This is a genomic window from Rhodospirillum rubrum ATCC 11170 (assembly GCF_000013085.1).
Classification (GTDB): Bacteria; Pseudomonadota; Alphaproteobacteria; order Rhodospirillales; family Rhodospirillaceae; genus Rhodospirillum; species Rhodospirillum rubrum.
The window spans coordinates 2,128,989-2,143,621 of sequence record NC_007643.1; the positions used below are offsets into that span (position 1 = coordinate 2,128,989).

Below are 14,633 nucleotides of genomic sequence, written 5' to 3' on the forward strand. Positions count from 1 at the left end.
CTCGACCTCAGAAAGATGGAAAACGGCGCAAGGCGCCGCGTCGGTCAGGCGCGAACGGCCTCGAAAAACTCCCGTCGCGGCGCGCCGTCGGCTTCGAAGCAACCGGTCGTCACCGAGGTCACCATGGTCGATCCCGGCTTATAGGCGCCGCGCGTGCTCATGCAGTGATGCTCGGACTCGATCAGCACCGCCACCCCGCGCGGCGCCAGGGCGGCCTCGATCGCCGTGGCGATCTGCATGGTCATGCGCTCTTGCAGTTGCAGGCGCTTGGCGAAGACATCGACAACCCGGGCGAGCTTCGACAGCCCGACCACGCGGTCGTTCGGCATATAGGCGACATGGGCCTTGCCGATGATCGGGGCCAAATGGTGCTCGCAAAAGGCCTCAAAGCGGATGTCGCGCAGCAGGATCATCCCGGCGTAGCCGGCGCTTTCGGAAAAGGTGGTGGCGAGGATGCGCAGGGGATCTTGGGCATAGCCGGCGAAATGATGGCCGCAGGCGCGAATGAAGCGGGCCGGGGTTTCAACCAATCCCTCGCGCGTCGGATCCTCGCCGATATAGCGCAGAAGCACGGCGATGGCCGCCTCGGCCTCTCCGACCGAGACGGGCTTGTAATACGGCGTCGCATCAAAGGCTTCCACACCGCTTTGCGCACGCGACAGCAAGGTCTTTTCCATGGGCGTCGGCTCCGTTCACGAAGGGACAGGCGGTGGATCGATCCTGGCGAGAGGGGAAGGGAACGGGGCGGAACGAGTGGGCGAGAGAGGCGCGCTCAAGCGCCGTCCGCCCCCTTCCCCATCGAACCGTCCGCCCAAGGCTCCTGGACTACGATATGGGAAGGGGGGTTAAAAAAGCAACCTTATCGTGCGTATTGTATTTTTAAAGCGTTATTGGTGTTGTCGCGTTCCACGCCCATCCGGGTTCAGTCGCTGCCGTCGATCATGGCGATGATGCCCGAGAAGTCGGTTCCGGCATGGCCGGCGTTACAATACAGGCTGTAAAGGGCGGCGGCGGCGGCCCCCAGGGGCGTCGCCGCGTCAACGCCGGCGGCGGCCTCTTGGGCCAGCTTCAAGTCCTTGAGCATCATCGCCGCGGCGAACCCCGGTTGATAATCGCGGTTGGACGGCGCGCTGGCCACCGGTCCGGGAACCGGACAATAAGAGGTCAGCGACCAGCATTGGCCCGAGGCCTTGGAACTGATGTCGAACAACTTTTGCGCGTCGAGCCCCAGGCGTTTGGCCAACATGAAGGCCTCGCAGGTGCCGATCATCGAAATGCCCAGCAGCATGTTGTTGCAGATCTTGGCCGCCTGCCCGGTTCCCGCCGCCCCGGCATGGACGATGGTCCCGCCCATCGCCGCCAGAATCGGCCGCGCCGCCTCGAAGGTTTCCGGCGGACCGCCAACCATGAAAGTTAAGGTCGCCGCCGCCGCTCCGGCCACCCCACCCGATACGGGGGCGTCGACCATCGACAGCCCGGCCGCCGTCGCCGCCTCGGCCACCGCCCGGGCGCTGGCGACATCGATGGTCGAGCAATCGATCAGCAAGGTTCCCGGCGCGGCGTTGGCGATCACCCCGCCCGGGCCCTCATAGACGGCGCGGACGATGGTTCCGGCGGGCAGCATGGTGATCACCCCATCGACCCCGCGCGCGGCGTCGCCGGGGCTGGCGGCCGGCCGGGCCCCCGCCTGTTCGGCCGCCGCCAGGGCGGGGGCCGACAGATCGAAGGCCACGCACTCGTGGCCGGCCTTGAGCAGGTTGCGCAGCATCGGTCCGCCCATATTGCCCAGGCCGATGAAAGCGATCTTGGCCATATCTTCCTCCCATGCTTAAGGTTTTTTAAGGGTCGCGAAACTCCAGATCGCCATCGGCACGCGGCGCGAACAGCGCTCCGACGGCGGCGTCCTCGACCTCGGCGAGGGCCTTGGCCGACCACCGCGGCTGGTTGTCCTTATCGACAAGCAGGGCGCGCACGCCTTCGATGAAATCGGGATGGCGGGCGATGCGCGGCGCCATGCGGTATTCCAAGGCCATGCAGCCGTCGAAATCGAGGGTGGCGCCCCGGCGCAATTGCTCGAAGGTCACCCGCGTGGCGAAGGGCGATTTCGCCAACAGGCCGGCCCGGGTTTCCTCCGCCCAGGCCCGATCGCCGATCGCCGCCTCGCTGGCCAGGGCGGCCAGGATGTCCTCGAGGGTGGGCTGGCCGAAACAGCGGGCGATGGCGGCGCGCCTGGGTGCCAGCGGCGCCTCGCCCGGATCGCGGTGGAAGCCGTCAAGCACCGCCTTCACCCCGTCGGCTCCGGCGTCCGCGTCCAAAGCCGCCAGGGCCTCCTTGACCGCCTCCAGGGCGCTTAAGGGGATATGGTGGGTGCACAACCCCAAAGCGACCGCGTCGGCCGCGCCGATCCGCGCTCCGGTCAGGGCCAGATAAACCCCCGTCGCCCCCGGGCAGCGCGGCAGAAAATAGGTGCCGCCGACATCGGGGAACATGCCGATGCCGGTTTCGGGCATGGCGATGAGGGTGGCTTCGGTGGCCACAGGAAAGCGGCCATGGATCGAAATGCCCACCCCGCCGCCCATGGTGATGCCGCCGAGCAGGGCGACATAGGGCTTGGGATAGGTCTTGATCAGGCGGTTGAGGCGATATTCCTGGCCGAAGAAGGCATCCAGAAAGGCGCTCGCGCCATTTTTGCCGACCTCAGCCAGGGCGCGGACATCGCCACCGGCGCAAAACGCCCGGCCGCCCGACCCTTCGACCGTGACCACGCCCACCGTCTTATCGGTGGCCCAGGCGCGCAGGGCGCGGTCCATCCGCTCGACCTTGGGCAGGGTCAGGGCGTTCAGGGCGCGCGGCCGGTTAAGGGTGATGGCGCCCAAGGCGCCCTTTTGCTCAAACAGGATGTCGTCGTCGCTCATCACGGGTCCTTGACGCAGGGGAAGCGGGGGATCTGCTAATCGGCCAGCAGTCGGCGGCCGATGATCACCCGCATGATCTCGTTGGTGCCTTCCAAGATCCGGTGAACGCGCAGATCGCGCAACAGCCGTTCGACCGGATAGTCACTGGTGTACCCGTAGCCGCCGTGAAGCTGAAGCGCTTGATCACACACGCTAAATCCGGTGTCGGTCGCCAGTCGTTTGGCCATGGCGCAAAAGCTGGTGGCGCTTGGATCGCCGGCATCGAGCAGCCAGGCGGCCTTGTGGAGCAGCAGCCGGGCCGCTTCCAGGGCGGTCGCCATATCGGCCAGGGTGAACTGGGTGGCCTGGAACTCGGCGATGGCCTTGCCGAATTGCCGGCGTTCCTTGACATAGGCCAGCGCCGCTTCGAAAGCCCCCTTGGCTCCGCCCAGCGAACAGGCGCCGATATTCAGCCGGCCGCCGTCCAGCCCCATCATGGCGATGCGAAAGCCCTCGCCCTCCTCGCCCAGGCGATGGCTGGCGGGAACGCGCAGATCATCGAACATCACCGCGCAGGTCGGCTGGCTTTTCCAGCCCATCTTGGCCTCGGGCTTGCCAAAGGACAGCCCCGGCGCGCCGGCCTCGACGACGAAGGCCGAGATCCCCTTGGCCCCGGCCTCGCCGGTGCGCGCCATCACCACATAAACATCGCTATGGCCGCCGCCCGAGATGAAGGCCTTCTGGCCGCTTAGCCGATAGCCGTCGCCATCGCGCACCGCCCGGGTGCGCAAGGCAGCGGCATCGGACCCCGCCCCCGGTTCGGTCAGGCAATAGCTGGCGAAGCGCTCCATCGTCATCAGCCCGGGTAGCAGGCGGGCCCGCAGATCCCGGCCGGCGAAGCGGTCGATCATCGAACTCGCCATATTGTGGATGGTCAAGAAGGCGGCGGTCGACGGGCAGGCGGTCGCCAGTTCTTCAAAGATCAGGGCGGCGTCCAGGCGGGTCAGCCCGGCCCCGCCGAACTCCTCGCCCACATAGATGCCGGCGAAGCCCAGGGCGGCGGCGGCCCGCAGGGTTTCAACCGGAAAGATCGCCCCCTCGTCCCAGGCGCGGGCCCGGGGTTTCATCTCGGCATCGGCAAAGCCGCGCGCCAACTCCTGGAACTGCTTTTGGTCCGCCGTGGGTTGAAAATCCATCGACACCCCTCCCGTTGTGAAGCCGGATCCGCTTGGCGCCCGGACCGTTTGGTCTTGGCTCTTTTTTAAGGGAAGTATACCGATTGGTCGGGTAATGGGAAGGCGGGAACTTCCGTTTACGTAAACGTCAAAAATTCCCCCCCCTCTCCCCTCGCGGTTTTCACAGGGGAATGACGGTGTACCGGGCGGTTTAACACGGTAAACAGTCTTTGATCTTGAATTCGGCCGGCGCCAGGGGTTGAGTGAAGGGCCCCCGCGCCTTGCGGCGGGCGATCCGTTCCGTTACGCGAAAGGCCGATCCATGGCGACCGACAGCACCCATCCCGAAACCCTGGTTCTTCACGCCGGATACCGCAGCGACGAGGCCACCAACGCGGTCGCCGTGCCGATCTACCAAACCACCTCCTATCAGTTCCGCGACACCGAACAGGCGGCCAACCTGTTCGCGCTGAAGGAACTGGGCAATATCTACACCCGCATCATGAACCCGACCTGCGACGCCCTTGAGCAGCGGGTGGCCGCCCTTGAAGGCGGCGTCGCCGCCCTCGCCGTTTCCTCGGGGCAGACGGCGAGCACCTTCGCCGTGCTCAACCTGTGTCAGGCCGGCGATAATTTCGTAACCTCGACCGACCTCTATGGCGGCACCTGGAACCTGTTTGCCAATACCTTCAAGCAGATGGGCATCGAGGCGCGCTTCGTCGATCCCAGCGATCCCGAGGCCTTCCGCCGGGCGACCGACGAAAAAACCCGCTGCTATTACGCCGAGACCCTGCCCAATCCCAAACTGCACGTCTTCCCGATCGCCGAGGTCGCCGCCATCGGGCGGGCCCTGGGCGTGCCGCTGATCGTCGACAACACCGCCGCCCCCGTGCTGTGCCGGCCGCTGGCCCTGGGCGCCGCCGTCGTCGTCTATTCGGCGACCAAATACATCGGCGGCCATGGCACCAGCATCGGCGGCATCGTCGTCGATGGCGGCAATTTCGACTGGGAGGCCCATGGGGCGCGCTTCCCCACCCTGACCAACCCCGACCCCAGCTATCACGGCGCGGTCTGGACCGAAGCGGTCAAACCCCTGGGGCCGATCGCCTATATCTTGCGCATGCGGGTGATCTTGCTGCGCGACATCGGCGCCGCGCTCAGCCCGTTCAACGCCTTTTTGTTGATCCAGGGGCTGGAGACCCTGCCCTTGCGCATGCGCGCCCATTGCGAAAACGCCCTCAAGGTCGTCGATTTCCTCAAATCCCACCCCCAGGTCACCACCGTCATCCACCCCAGCGTCCAGACCGGCGAGTTGGCGCGGCGGCGCGACGGGGCGCTTGCCCACGGCCAGGGCGCCCTGGTCGGCTTTGAACTGAAGGGCGGGCTGGAGGCCGGGCGCGCCTTCATCGACGCCCTGAAGATGCTCTACCATGTCGCCAATATCGGCGATGCCCGCAGTCTGGCCATTCACCCCGCCAGCACCACCCACTCGCAGTTGTCGGCCGAAGACCAGCTTGCAACCGGCGTCTCGCAGGGGTATGTCCGTCTTTCCATCGGCATCGAGCATGCCGACGATATCATTGGTGACCTGAAACAGGCCTTGGAGTCGTTGTGAGCATCACCATTCCCAATCTGGGCAGCTTTCCCCGTACCCGCCTGCGGCGTCCGCGCCGGGACGATTGGTCCCGTCGCCTGCTCGCCGAAAACACCTTGACCGCCGCCGACCTGATCTGGCCGGTCTTCGTTATCGAAGGCCGCTCGGCGCGTCAGGCCGTCGACAGCCTGCCCGGCGTCGACCGCCTGAGCATCGATCTGCTGGTCGAGGCGGCCAAGGAGGCCTTCGACCTGGGAATTCCGGCGATCGCCCTGTTCCCCTGCGTCGATCCCGCCCTCAAGACCCCCGACGCCGCCGAGGCCGCCAATCCGGATAATCTGGTTTGCCGCACGGTCCAGGCCCTTAAAAAGGCCCTGCCCGACATGGGCGTCATTTGCGACGTGGCCCTTGATCCGTTCAATTCGGACGGTCACGACGGTTTGGTCCGCGATGGTCAGATCCTCAACGATGAAAGCGTCGAGGTGCTGTGCCGTCAGGCCCTGGTCCAGGCCCAGGCCGGCTGCGATGTCGTCGCCCCCTCGGACATGATGGATGGCCGGGTCGCCGCCCTGCGCGATACCCTGGACGCCAACGACCTCGACCGCGTGCAGATCTGTTCCTATGCCGCCAAATACGCCAGCGCCTATTACGGGCCGTTCCGCGACGCGCTCGGCTCGGGCGGGGCGCTCAAGGGCGACAAGAAGACCTATCAGATGAACCCGGCCAATTCCGATGAAGCCCTGCGCGAAGTGGCGCTCGACATCGAGGAAGGCGCCGACATGATCATGGTCAAACCCGGCCTGCCCTATCTCGACATCATCCACCGGGTGAAAACCACCTTCGGCGTGCCGACCCTGGCCTATCAGGTGAGCGGGGAATACGCCATGCTCAAGGGCGCCATCGATCGCGGCTGGCTCAAGGGCGATCTGGCCATCGAAGAAACCCTGATGGCCTTCAAACGCGCCGGCGCCGATGCCGTCTTGACCTATTTCGCCGTCGAAATGGCCAAGATGCTCAAGGCGCGCTGATTTTCGAGAGCGATGGGGGACGGGGCGGAACCGCCTTATCCCCCATCGCGGCTTTTCTGGTTAACGGCCTGGATCAAGGCCGTTTTTTAACGCCCCTCATTTCACCAGAAAATCGACGATCGGGGCGATCTGATCGGCCGTCAGCAGCGCCGGGGCGTGACCGACGCCGGCCACTTCGACCACCGTGCAGCCCGGCCCGCGACCGGCCATCTCGGCCACGGTCTCGGCTGTCAACAGGTCGGACTCGGCGCCGCGAATCACCAGCACCGGACAGGTGATGGCATCCCACAGCGGCCACAGCGAAACGTCGGCCAGCGGAGCGGCCTTGATCGGCACGGCGATCGCCGGGTCGCGCGCCAGCTTGTAGCGCCCCCCCTCGATCCGCCAATGCCCATGCTCGGCCATCGTCCGCCATTGGCCATCGCTCAGCGGGCCAAAGGGGGCGTGAACCTTGCGCAGATAGGCTTCAAGCTCGGCCAGGGTATCAAAAACCGGGTCATAGCCGACATAGTCGCGAATGCGCGCCATCGCCGCCTGCGGAACGAAGGGCCCGACATCGTTGAGCACCAGCCTGCGGATCGGGCTGCCCGGCATGGCGGCGAGGATCATGCCGATCAACCCGCCCATCGAGGTTCCCACCCAATCGATGGCGCCGCCGCCGCCGCGCGCGATCAGCGTCACCATATCGGCGGCATAGGCGAGATTGGCATAGCCCGCCGGATCGGTCAGACAATCGCTGCGCCCGCGTCCCAGAACATCGGGGCAGAACACCCGCCGGCTCGCCGCCAGGGCCTGGGCCAACGCGTCGAAATCGCGGCCGTTGCGAGTCAGGCCATGAACGCAAAAGGCCGGCGGCGCGTCATGATCGCCGCGCCATTCCACATAGGCCATATGGCGGAAGCCCTCGGGACGCAGCACGGCGACGCTGTCTTGAAGCTGAAGCAGGGGTTTCGTCATCGGTCTCTCACTTACGGTCCCAAGCCACGGAGAAAGGACGACCCGGGGGTCGCCGGCGGAACGGTACCGGGCAAAGGCCGATCCGGCGGCGCTGTCGCCGCCGAGGTCCCCCGCCCGACCAGGGTAGAGAGCAGCGGCTTGCCCAGGGCGGCCCAGGCCTCGGCTTCGGCGGCCGTCGGCACCGCCCAGGTCAGGCCGCGCTTTTCCAAGATCGCCCCGCGCGCCTGCGGCCCCTTGTCCTGGGCCCGCCGGCCATAAAGCTCGGCCGCCGCCGCCGCCTCGTCAAGGGCGGCGCGCTGGGCCGGGGTCAGCCGGGCCAGGGCGGCCTCGGATACGATCACCGGTTGATAATCGAACCATGCGCCCGCGCCTTCGGCAAGCAGAACGCAGGCCGGCGGCGCGGGGGACAGGGTGGTCAGCACATCGACCTCGGGCAGCACCGCCACCAGATCGGGCAAGGCGCGCAGCAGCGCCCGGCCGCGCCCCTCGTCCAGGGCGCTGGCCCGCGCCCCCTGCCCCACGGCGAGATCGCCAAGCAGGCGCCCGCCGGCGGCCACCGTCCGCCCGGCCAGGGCCGGTGGATCGGCCAAGCAAGAGCGGCCGGAAAAGACCAGGGCGCCGGGCAGCCAGATATCGGCCAGAACCCGCATGCCGCGCTGGGCGAGGGCGCCGCGCACCGCCGCCATCATCGGCGTGGCGGCCAGTCCATAGGCCTCGTCAACGCTTTGGGCGAGCCCGGGCAGGGTCGGCGCGGCGAAGACCGGATCCAGCGCCCGCAGCCGCGCCAAAGGCAGATTGGCGATTTCCAGGGTGCCGCCGGTCAAGCCGGTCCACAGATCCTCCAGTTCGAACAGTTTTCCCCGGGGGTAGATCTTGATCGCCAGACCGCTGCGGCTTTGGGCCAGGGTCTTGGCCATCACCTCGATCACCCTTTGGCGGACGTCGTCCATGCCGTCGCCATGGCCATGGGCGGCCTTGAAGGTCAGGGCGTAAGCCGAAGGCACCGCCGTCAGGCACAGCCCGATCAGCGGAACGACAAGGCAGAGGCGGGAAAGCGCGCGGGAAAAAATCATGACCCTCTCTGGAAACGAATGGGGCTGTGAAAGCGATAGGGGTGTGATCGCCGACCATAACAGACCTCCGCCGCCAAAGTCCCTTGTGGCTGGTGGGGGGCTCCGCTCAGATAAGGCGAAGCGCCCGCCGTTCCCACCCCGGCCACCAGGAGGCCCCATGACGCGCCTTGGACACTGGATGCTCCGTCTCGGCCTAGGCGCCGTGGCCCTGGGTCTTGTCGCCGCCCTGGTCCTTGGGCTGGCGCTGACCGGATCGCTGCCGCGCACCAGCGGCCGGATCGAGGTGACGACCGGCGGCGCCCTGCCGGTGGACGATCCGCAACGGCCGGGCTCGTCCACAACCTGGGGCGGGCTTTCCGGCCCCATCGACATCATCCGCGACCGCTACGCCATCCCGACCATCCGCGCCGCCAACGACCGCGATGCCGCCTTCGCCCTGGGCGTCGTCCATGCCCAGGACCGGTTGTGGCAAATGGAAGGCATGCGCCGCCTGGGGGCCGGACGCATGGCCGAATTGCTCGGCCCCCGCGCCCTGCCCATCGACCGCTTCATGCGCACCCTGGGCCTGCACGCCCTGGCGGCGGAGACCTACCGGCGGATGCCCGCCGACGAGCGCGCGGTGATGGAAGCCTATTGCGCCGGCGTCAATCAGATCATCGGCGCGAAATGGACGATCCCGCCCCCGGAATTCCTGATGCTGCTGGCCCGGCCCGAGCCCTGGCGGCCCGTCGATTCGCTGGTCTGGGGCCGGTTGATGGGCCTGTGGCTTTCCGCCGATTGGCAAGAGGAACTGGTGCGCGCCGCCTTGGCCAAAAGCCTGTCGCCCGAGCGCCTGAAAAGCCTGTGGCCGGCCTTTGGCCGATCGGATGTCGCCGCCCGTCCCGCCGCCGCGCCGCTGTCGGGGGAGGCCGCCCTGGCGCTTCTCGCCGCCTTTCCCAAGGCCCTGGCCCCGACCCTGGCCTCGAACGCCTGGGCGGTCGGCGGCGGCAAGACCGCCAGCGGCCAGCCGCTGCTCGCCAGCGATCCCCACTTGGGGTTTCAGGCGCCGATTCAATGGTATCTGGCGCGCCTTGAAACCCCCGAAAGAACCCTGACCGGGGCGACTTTTCCCGGGGTTCCCCTGACGGTCATCGGCACCAATGAACGCGTCGCCTGGGGGCTGACCACCACCCATTCCGACACCATGGATCTGTTCGTCGAACGCGTCGTCGATGCCGATCATTATCTGACCGAAAACGGCCCCGAACCCTGGCTGCGGCGCACCGAGACCCTGGCCGTGCGCGGCGCCCCCAGCGAAACCCTGGAGGTTCGCGCCTCGCGCCATGGGCCGGTGATCTCGGACGTTCTGCCCGCCGCTTCGGCCGACCTGGGCCACGCCGCCCTCGGCGAGGGAGAGGCGCTGACCCTGGCGGCCACGGCGTTGCGCCCCGATGACCAAACGGCGCTGGCGCTGCGCGCCCTCAACCGGGCGGGCACGGCCGACGAGGTGCGCAAGGCGGCGCGCGGCTTCCAATCGCCCCAGCAGAACCTGATCTACGCCACCGCCGAGGGCGCCATCGGCCGGCTCTCGCCCGGGCTGACGCCGCTGCGCGCCGGGGGGCCGGGGTTGCTGCCGCAAACGGGCTGGACGTCGACCAGCCGCTGGACCGGCTATATTCCCTTTGAGGATCTTCCCGCCGAAAGCGATCCGGCAAGCGGCTTTGTTTACAACACCAACAGCGCCATCGTCGGCGAGGATTATCCCCATTACCTGATCGATGCCTGGCCGGGCGAGGATCGGGCGGCGCGCCTTGCCCGCCTGCTGGCTTACCGCGATGACCATGGCCCGCGAGACATGGCGCTCTATCAGCTTGATACGGTCTCCCATGCCCTGGAAACCCTGTTGCCCCGCCTGCTTGATTTCCCCGCCGCCCTGCGCCCTGCGGGCTCGGCCGTCGCCCGCGCCCATGCCCTGCTGGCCGACCCCGGCTGGTCCTTCGACATGGGGGCGCACCGCACCGAACCGCTGATCGCCACCGCCTGGCTGGTCGCCGTCAATCGCCTGCTGTTCGCCCCGGCGATGGGGCCGGCCTTCGCCGCCTGGGAAAGGCTGGACCCGGCCGTGCTGCACCGGGCGCTTGATGGCGCGGGATCGTGGTGCGACCCCGCGGCCGACGCCGAAGGCCTTACCGGCTGCGACCGTCTCAAGGCCCGGGCCCTCGACGAGGCCCTAAGCGGCCTCGTCGAGTCCCTGGGCGGCGCCGATCCCTTCACCGTGACCTGGGGCGAGGTCCACCGCGCCCATTTCCGTCACCCGCTGTTTCGCTATCTGCCGGCTCTGGCCAAGCTGACCACCCTGGAAACGGCGACGGGGGGCGATGATTTCACCCTGTCGCGCGGCAGTTGGGGCGGCGATCGGACCGACCCCTTCGCCCATGTCCATGGCGCCGGCCTGCGTGCCGTGATCGATTTCGCCACCATCGCCGCCCCGGGTTTCATTCTGGCCACCGGCCAGTCCGGGCACCCGCTGTCCCCCCATTACCGCGACATGGTCGATCTGTGGCGGCGCGGCGCGCTGATCACCGTCGATGGCGCCGACCCCTCGGGCGGCCATCTCATCCTCGAACCGGTGGGCGACCGCTAAAGAGGGCGGCCGCCCCGCCTGTGGTCAGACGGGTAGCACGCCGACTTGGGTATAGCTGCCCCGGAAATAGACCAAGGGTTGGCCACCGGTGCGGGTGATAAGATCCTCGACCGCGCAGAGCACGATCAGATGATCCCCGCCCTCGATGGTCTGGGTGATGACGCAGTCGAGCCGCGCCAAGACATCCTTGGGGGCGGGAACGCCGCCCGGGGCGGTATCCATCTCGAGCCCGGCGAATTTATCGACCCCCCGGCTGGCGAAACGAATCGACAGATCCTGTTGCCCCTCGGCCAATATGGAAATGCTGACCGGCCCCTGACGGAACGCCTCAAGGTTACTGGTGGATTTTCCAAGGCAAAACAGTACCATGGGCGGGTCGAGCGAGAGAGAGGAAAAGGCGCTGACGGTCACCCCCACCGGCCGCTGGGCGGCATCGAGGGTGGTGATGACCGTCACCCCGGAGGCGAAACAACCAAGGGCTTTGCGGAATGCGCGGTCGTCGAAGGGCATGGAGGACTCCGGATCTGAATGAACAGGGACGTTCGGGATTATTTGGGCCTGACCGGCGGAAATGGCAAACCCCGGGCGATTTTTGGGGATATTTCCGCCTCTCGCGATGGCAAACTGCGATCGTCAACGAACTATCAACGCTTTTTTAGTACTGGAGATAGGCACCGCGCCACTGTACGAAGGACTACATGGAAAGGGGGCGGGCCCTTACCGCGGGCTTCCAGATCGGAGCGACAATGTTAATTATCATCGGCGCGATCATCGTCATTGCCAGCGTGATCGGGGGATATGCGGCTCCGGGCGGTCATTTGGCGGTCCTGTGGCAACCGTTTGAATTCATCATCATTCTCGGTGCCTCCCTGGGCGCCTTCCTGATCGGCAATCCCAAGACCGTCCTCACCGGCACCTTGAAGTCCCTGGGGCCGATGATGAAGGGCCCCAAGCACAACAAGGCCAGCTATCTCGAGCTGCTCTCGCTGCTTTACACCCTATTCCGGCTGGCCAAGACCAAAGGCGATCTGGCTTTGGAAAGCCATATCGAAAAGCCCGAGGACAGCCCGATCTTTCAAAAGTTTCCGGCTTTTAGCAAAGATCATCATAACGTTGAATTTCTTTGTGACTATCTCCGCCTTTTGACGCTCGGCACCAATAACGCCCATGAGGTCGAGACCATCATCGAGGCCGAGATCGAAAGCCATCACGTCGAAGCCCACAATATTCCATCGGCTATGGTGAATATGGCTGATGGGATGCCAGCCCTTGGTATTGTCGCCGCCGTTCTCGGCGTCATCCATACCATGGGGTCGATCACCGAGCCGCCCGAGGTCCTTGGCCATCTGATCGGCGCCGCCCTGGTCGGCACCTTCATGGGTGTTCTGCTGTCCTACGGCTTCTTCGCGCCCTTCGGCCGGGCGATCGAAGCGGTCTTCAACAACCAGACCCAATATCTGCACTGCATGAAATCGGGCATTCTCGCCCATATGCAGGGCTATGCTCCGCAGGTTTCCATCGAATTCGCCCGCAAGACCCTGCCGCCCTCGGTGCGGCCGAGCTTCGCCGAAGTCGAAGACACCGTAACCAACCTGTCGGATTAAGTCCCCCGCCACACACCGTAGCGGGCCGCGATCCCAAGAAACGAGGCGCCGGTGGCCGACCAACCGATCATCATCAAGCGGATCAAAAAGGGCGGTCACGCCCATCATGGCGGCGCCTGGAAGCTGGCCTATGCCGACTTCGTGACGGCGATGATGGCCTTCTTCCTGCTGCTCTGGTTGCTCAATTCGGTCACCGAGGAGCAACTGGTCGGCATCTCCAATTATTTCGCCCCGACGGCGGTCTCGCAAAGCCCAAGCGGCGCCGGCGGCGTTCTTGGCGGTCAGGTGCTGGGCGAAGGGGCGAGCCAGTCCAATTCCTCGTCACCGGCCGTGCAGTTGACCCTGCCGCCGCCGACCATCGGCGCCGGCGGTCAGGATTTCAGCGACGCCAACGAGGGCGTCGATGCCAGCGACAGCGATGACGACGCCGGCAAGGGCGAAGGCAAGGGGGCCTCGGCGGGCGATCTGGAGGGGCTGGGCAAGCTTGGGGTCGAACCGACCGACAAGCAGTTGGCCGCCGCCGAGGAAAAGCGCCAGCAAGAGGAATTCAACAAGACCGCCACCGAGCTGCGTCAGGCCATCCAGGCCGTCCCCTCGCTCCAGGCGCTGTCGAACAGCTTGCTGATCGACAACACGCCCGAGGGTCTGCGCATCCAGTTGATCGACCGCGAGGGGCTGTCGATGTTCCCCACCGGCTCAAGCGCCCTGCTGCCCCATACCCGCGATCTGCTGGCTTTGGTGGCCAAGGCGGTGGCCGACGTTCCCAATAAGATCTCGATCTCGGGCCATACCGACGCCCCCCCCTATAGCGACCCCTCGGGCTATGGCAATTGGGAGCTGTCGGCCGACCGCGCCCTGGCCAGCCGCCGCGTGTTGCTGGCCAATGGCCTGAAAGAGGACCGCGTCGACCGGGTGGTCGGCAAGGCCGAAACCGAACCCCTGCTCGCCGACGACCCCAAGGCCCCCAGCAACCGCCGGATCGCCATCACCTTGCTGCGCGATCGCTCGCTCTATGCCGAAGGGGCGGCCGGCGGCGGTAATGGCGGGGCGGCGCCCGCCGACCCGCTGAGCGGCCCCAAGCCGCCCAGCATCCTGGCGCCCGCCGACGGCGGTCCCGGAGCGGCCCCGCGATGAGGCCGCCCCCCGCCCCCTTGGACGCCGACGCGGCCGATGCCGATGGCGTGATGGTCAAACGCGTCATCGCCTTCTTTATCGATGTGCTGTGCATCGCCCTGCTCTATCTGCCGGTGCTGCTGGTCTTGTCGCTGGCCTCGCTGCTGTCGTTGGGGATCTTGTCGCCGCTGGTCGCCATCATCCTGGCCCTGGTGCCCGTCGCCTATCACAGCCTGCTGATCGCCGGCCCGTGGTCGGCCACCTTCGGCCAGCGCATGATGGATCTCTCGGTGCGCTCGATCAGCGGCGGTCGCCCCAGCCTGGGGCAGGCGGCGATCAACGCCATCACCTTTTATACCCTGGGCAGCATAACCGGCTGGGTGATCACCCTGGTCGCCCTGACCAACCGCCAACGCCGCTGTCTCCACGATTTTCTGGCCGGAACCGTGGTTGTCAACCGCACCGGCCGCTCCCCTCTGGTTTTCGATCGAGGGACGTCGGCGGAGGATATTCTTTTCACAGGGGACAAGGACGCGTAGACTCGTGATCTGGCGGTTGTTGAAACACGCCGC

Annotated in this window: 13 protein-coding genes; 6 read left to right on the forward strand and 7 right to left on the reverse strand. The window is 66.6% G+C overall.

Annotated features, from left to right (window positions below):
- Positions 1-44: 44 nt before the first annotated feature.
- The 4 genes from folE to RRU_RS09530 form a co-directional block, all read right to left on the reverse strand.
- Positions 45-677, reverse strand: coding sequence for a GTP cyclohydrolase I FolE (gene folE / locus RRU_RS09515; protein WP_011389585.1), 633 nt, complete (start codon positions 675-677; stop codon positions 45-47).
- 245 nt (positions 678-922) lie between these two features.
- Positions 923-1,813, reverse strand: a complete 891-nt coding sequence (gene mmsB / locus RRU_RS09520) for a 3-hydroxyisobutyrate dehydrogenase (protein WP_011389586.1) — start codon at positions 1,811-1,813, stop codon at positions 923-925.
- Between the two features lie 25 nt (positions 1,814-1,838).
- Positions 1,839-2,915 carry an enoyl-CoA hydratase/isomerase family protein gene (locus RRU_RS09525; RefSeq protein WP_011389587.1) on the reverse strand — a complete coding sequence of 359 codons (1,077 nt, stop codon included), beginning with the start codon at positions 2,913-2,915 and terminating at the stop codon, positions 1,839-1,841.
- Between the two features lie 35 nt (positions 2,916-2,950).
- Positions 2,951-4,090, reverse strand: coding sequence for an acyl-CoA dehydrogenase family protein (locus tag RRU_RS09530; RefSeq protein WP_011389588.1), 1,140 nt, complete (start codon positions 4,088-4,090; stop codon positions 2,951-2,953).
- Between the two features lie 301 nt (positions 4,091-4,391).
- On the opposite strand from RRU_RS09530, the gene RRU_RS09535 reads away from it, so the two are divergent.
- Positions 4,392-5,684 (forward strand): O-acetylhomoserine aminocarboxypropyltransferase/cysteine synthase family protein, encoded by a 1,293-nt coding sequence (locus tag RRU_RS09535; protein WP_011389589.1) that lies wholly within the window; start codon positions 4,392-4,394, stop codon positions 5,682-5,684.
- The gene (gene hemB, locus RRU_RS09540) at positions 5,681-6,691 is read left to right on the forward strand and encodes a porphobilinogen synthase (protein WP_011389590.1); all 1,011 of its coding nucleotides are present in this window, start codon (positions 5,681-5,683) and stop codon (positions 6,689-6,691) included. The genes RRU_RS09535 and hemB overlap by 4 nt, the downstream gene beginning before the upstream one ends.
- A 96-nt stretch (positions 6,692-6,787) precedes the next feature.
- Here hemB and RRU_RS09545 read toward each other — a convergent pair whose 3' ends face one another.
- Both RRU_RS09545 and RRU_RS09550 read right to left on the reverse strand, forming a co-directional pair.
- Entirely contained in the window at positions 6,788-7,648 is an 861-nt protein-coding gene (locus RRU_RS09545) for an alpha/beta fold hydrolase (protein ID WP_011389591.1), read from the reverse strand.
- Between the two features lie 11 nt (positions 7,649-7,659).
- Positions 7,660-8,721 (reverse strand): C4-dicarboxylate ABC transporter substrate-binding protein, encoded by a 1,062-nt coding sequence (locus RRU_RS09550; protein ID WP_011389592.1) that lies wholly within the window; start codon positions 8,719-8,721, stop codon positions 7,660-7,662.
- A gap of 157 nt (positions 8,722-8,878) precedes the next feature.
- Here RRU_RS09550 and RRU_RS09555 point away from each other — a divergent pair, with 157 nt between their 5' ends.
- Positions 8,879-11,344 (forward strand): penicillin acylase family protein, encoded by a 2,466-nt coding sequence (locus RRU_RS09555; protein WP_011389593.1) that lies wholly within the window; start codon positions 8,879-8,881, stop codon positions 11,342-11,344.
- A gap of 24 nt (positions 11,345-11,368) precedes the next feature.
- Here the strand turns inward: RRU_RS09555 and RRU_RS09560 are convergent, their stop codons facing one another.
- A complete protein-coding gene (locus RRU_RS09560) occupies positions 11,369-11,854 on the reverse strand; it encodes a flavin reductase family protein (protein WP_011389594.1) in 486 nt (161 codons plus the stop codon).
- A gap of 236 nt (positions 11,855-12,090) precedes the next feature.
- On the opposite strand from RRU_RS09560, the gene motA reads away from it, so the two are divergent.
- The 3 genes from motA to RRU_RS09575 are packed head-to-tail and all read left to right on the forward strand — an operon-like array spanning position 12,091 to position 14,600.
- Positions 12,091-12,948: a flagellar motor stator protein MotA gene (gene motA / locus RRU_RS09565; RefSeq protein ID WP_011389595.1), complete on the forward strand. Its 858-nt coding sequence runs from the start codon at positions 12,091-12,093 to the stop codon at positions 12,946-12,948.
- 51 nt (positions 12,949-12,999) lie between these two features.
- Positions 13,000-14,082 carry a flagellar motor protein MotB gene (locus RRU_RS09570; protein ID WP_011389596.1) on the forward strand — a complete coding sequence of 361 codons (1,083 nt, stop codon included), beginning with the start codon at positions 13,000-13,002 and terminating at the stop codon, positions 14,080-14,082.
- Positions 14,079-14,600: an RDD family protein gene (locus RRU_RS09575; protein WP_011389597.1), complete on the forward strand. Its 522-nt coding sequence runs from the start codon at positions 14,079-14,081 to the stop codon at positions 14,598-14,600. Before RRU_RS09570 ends, RRU_RS09575 begins: the two co-directional genes overlap by 4 nt.
- Positions 14,601-14,633 lie beyond the last annotated feature (33 nt).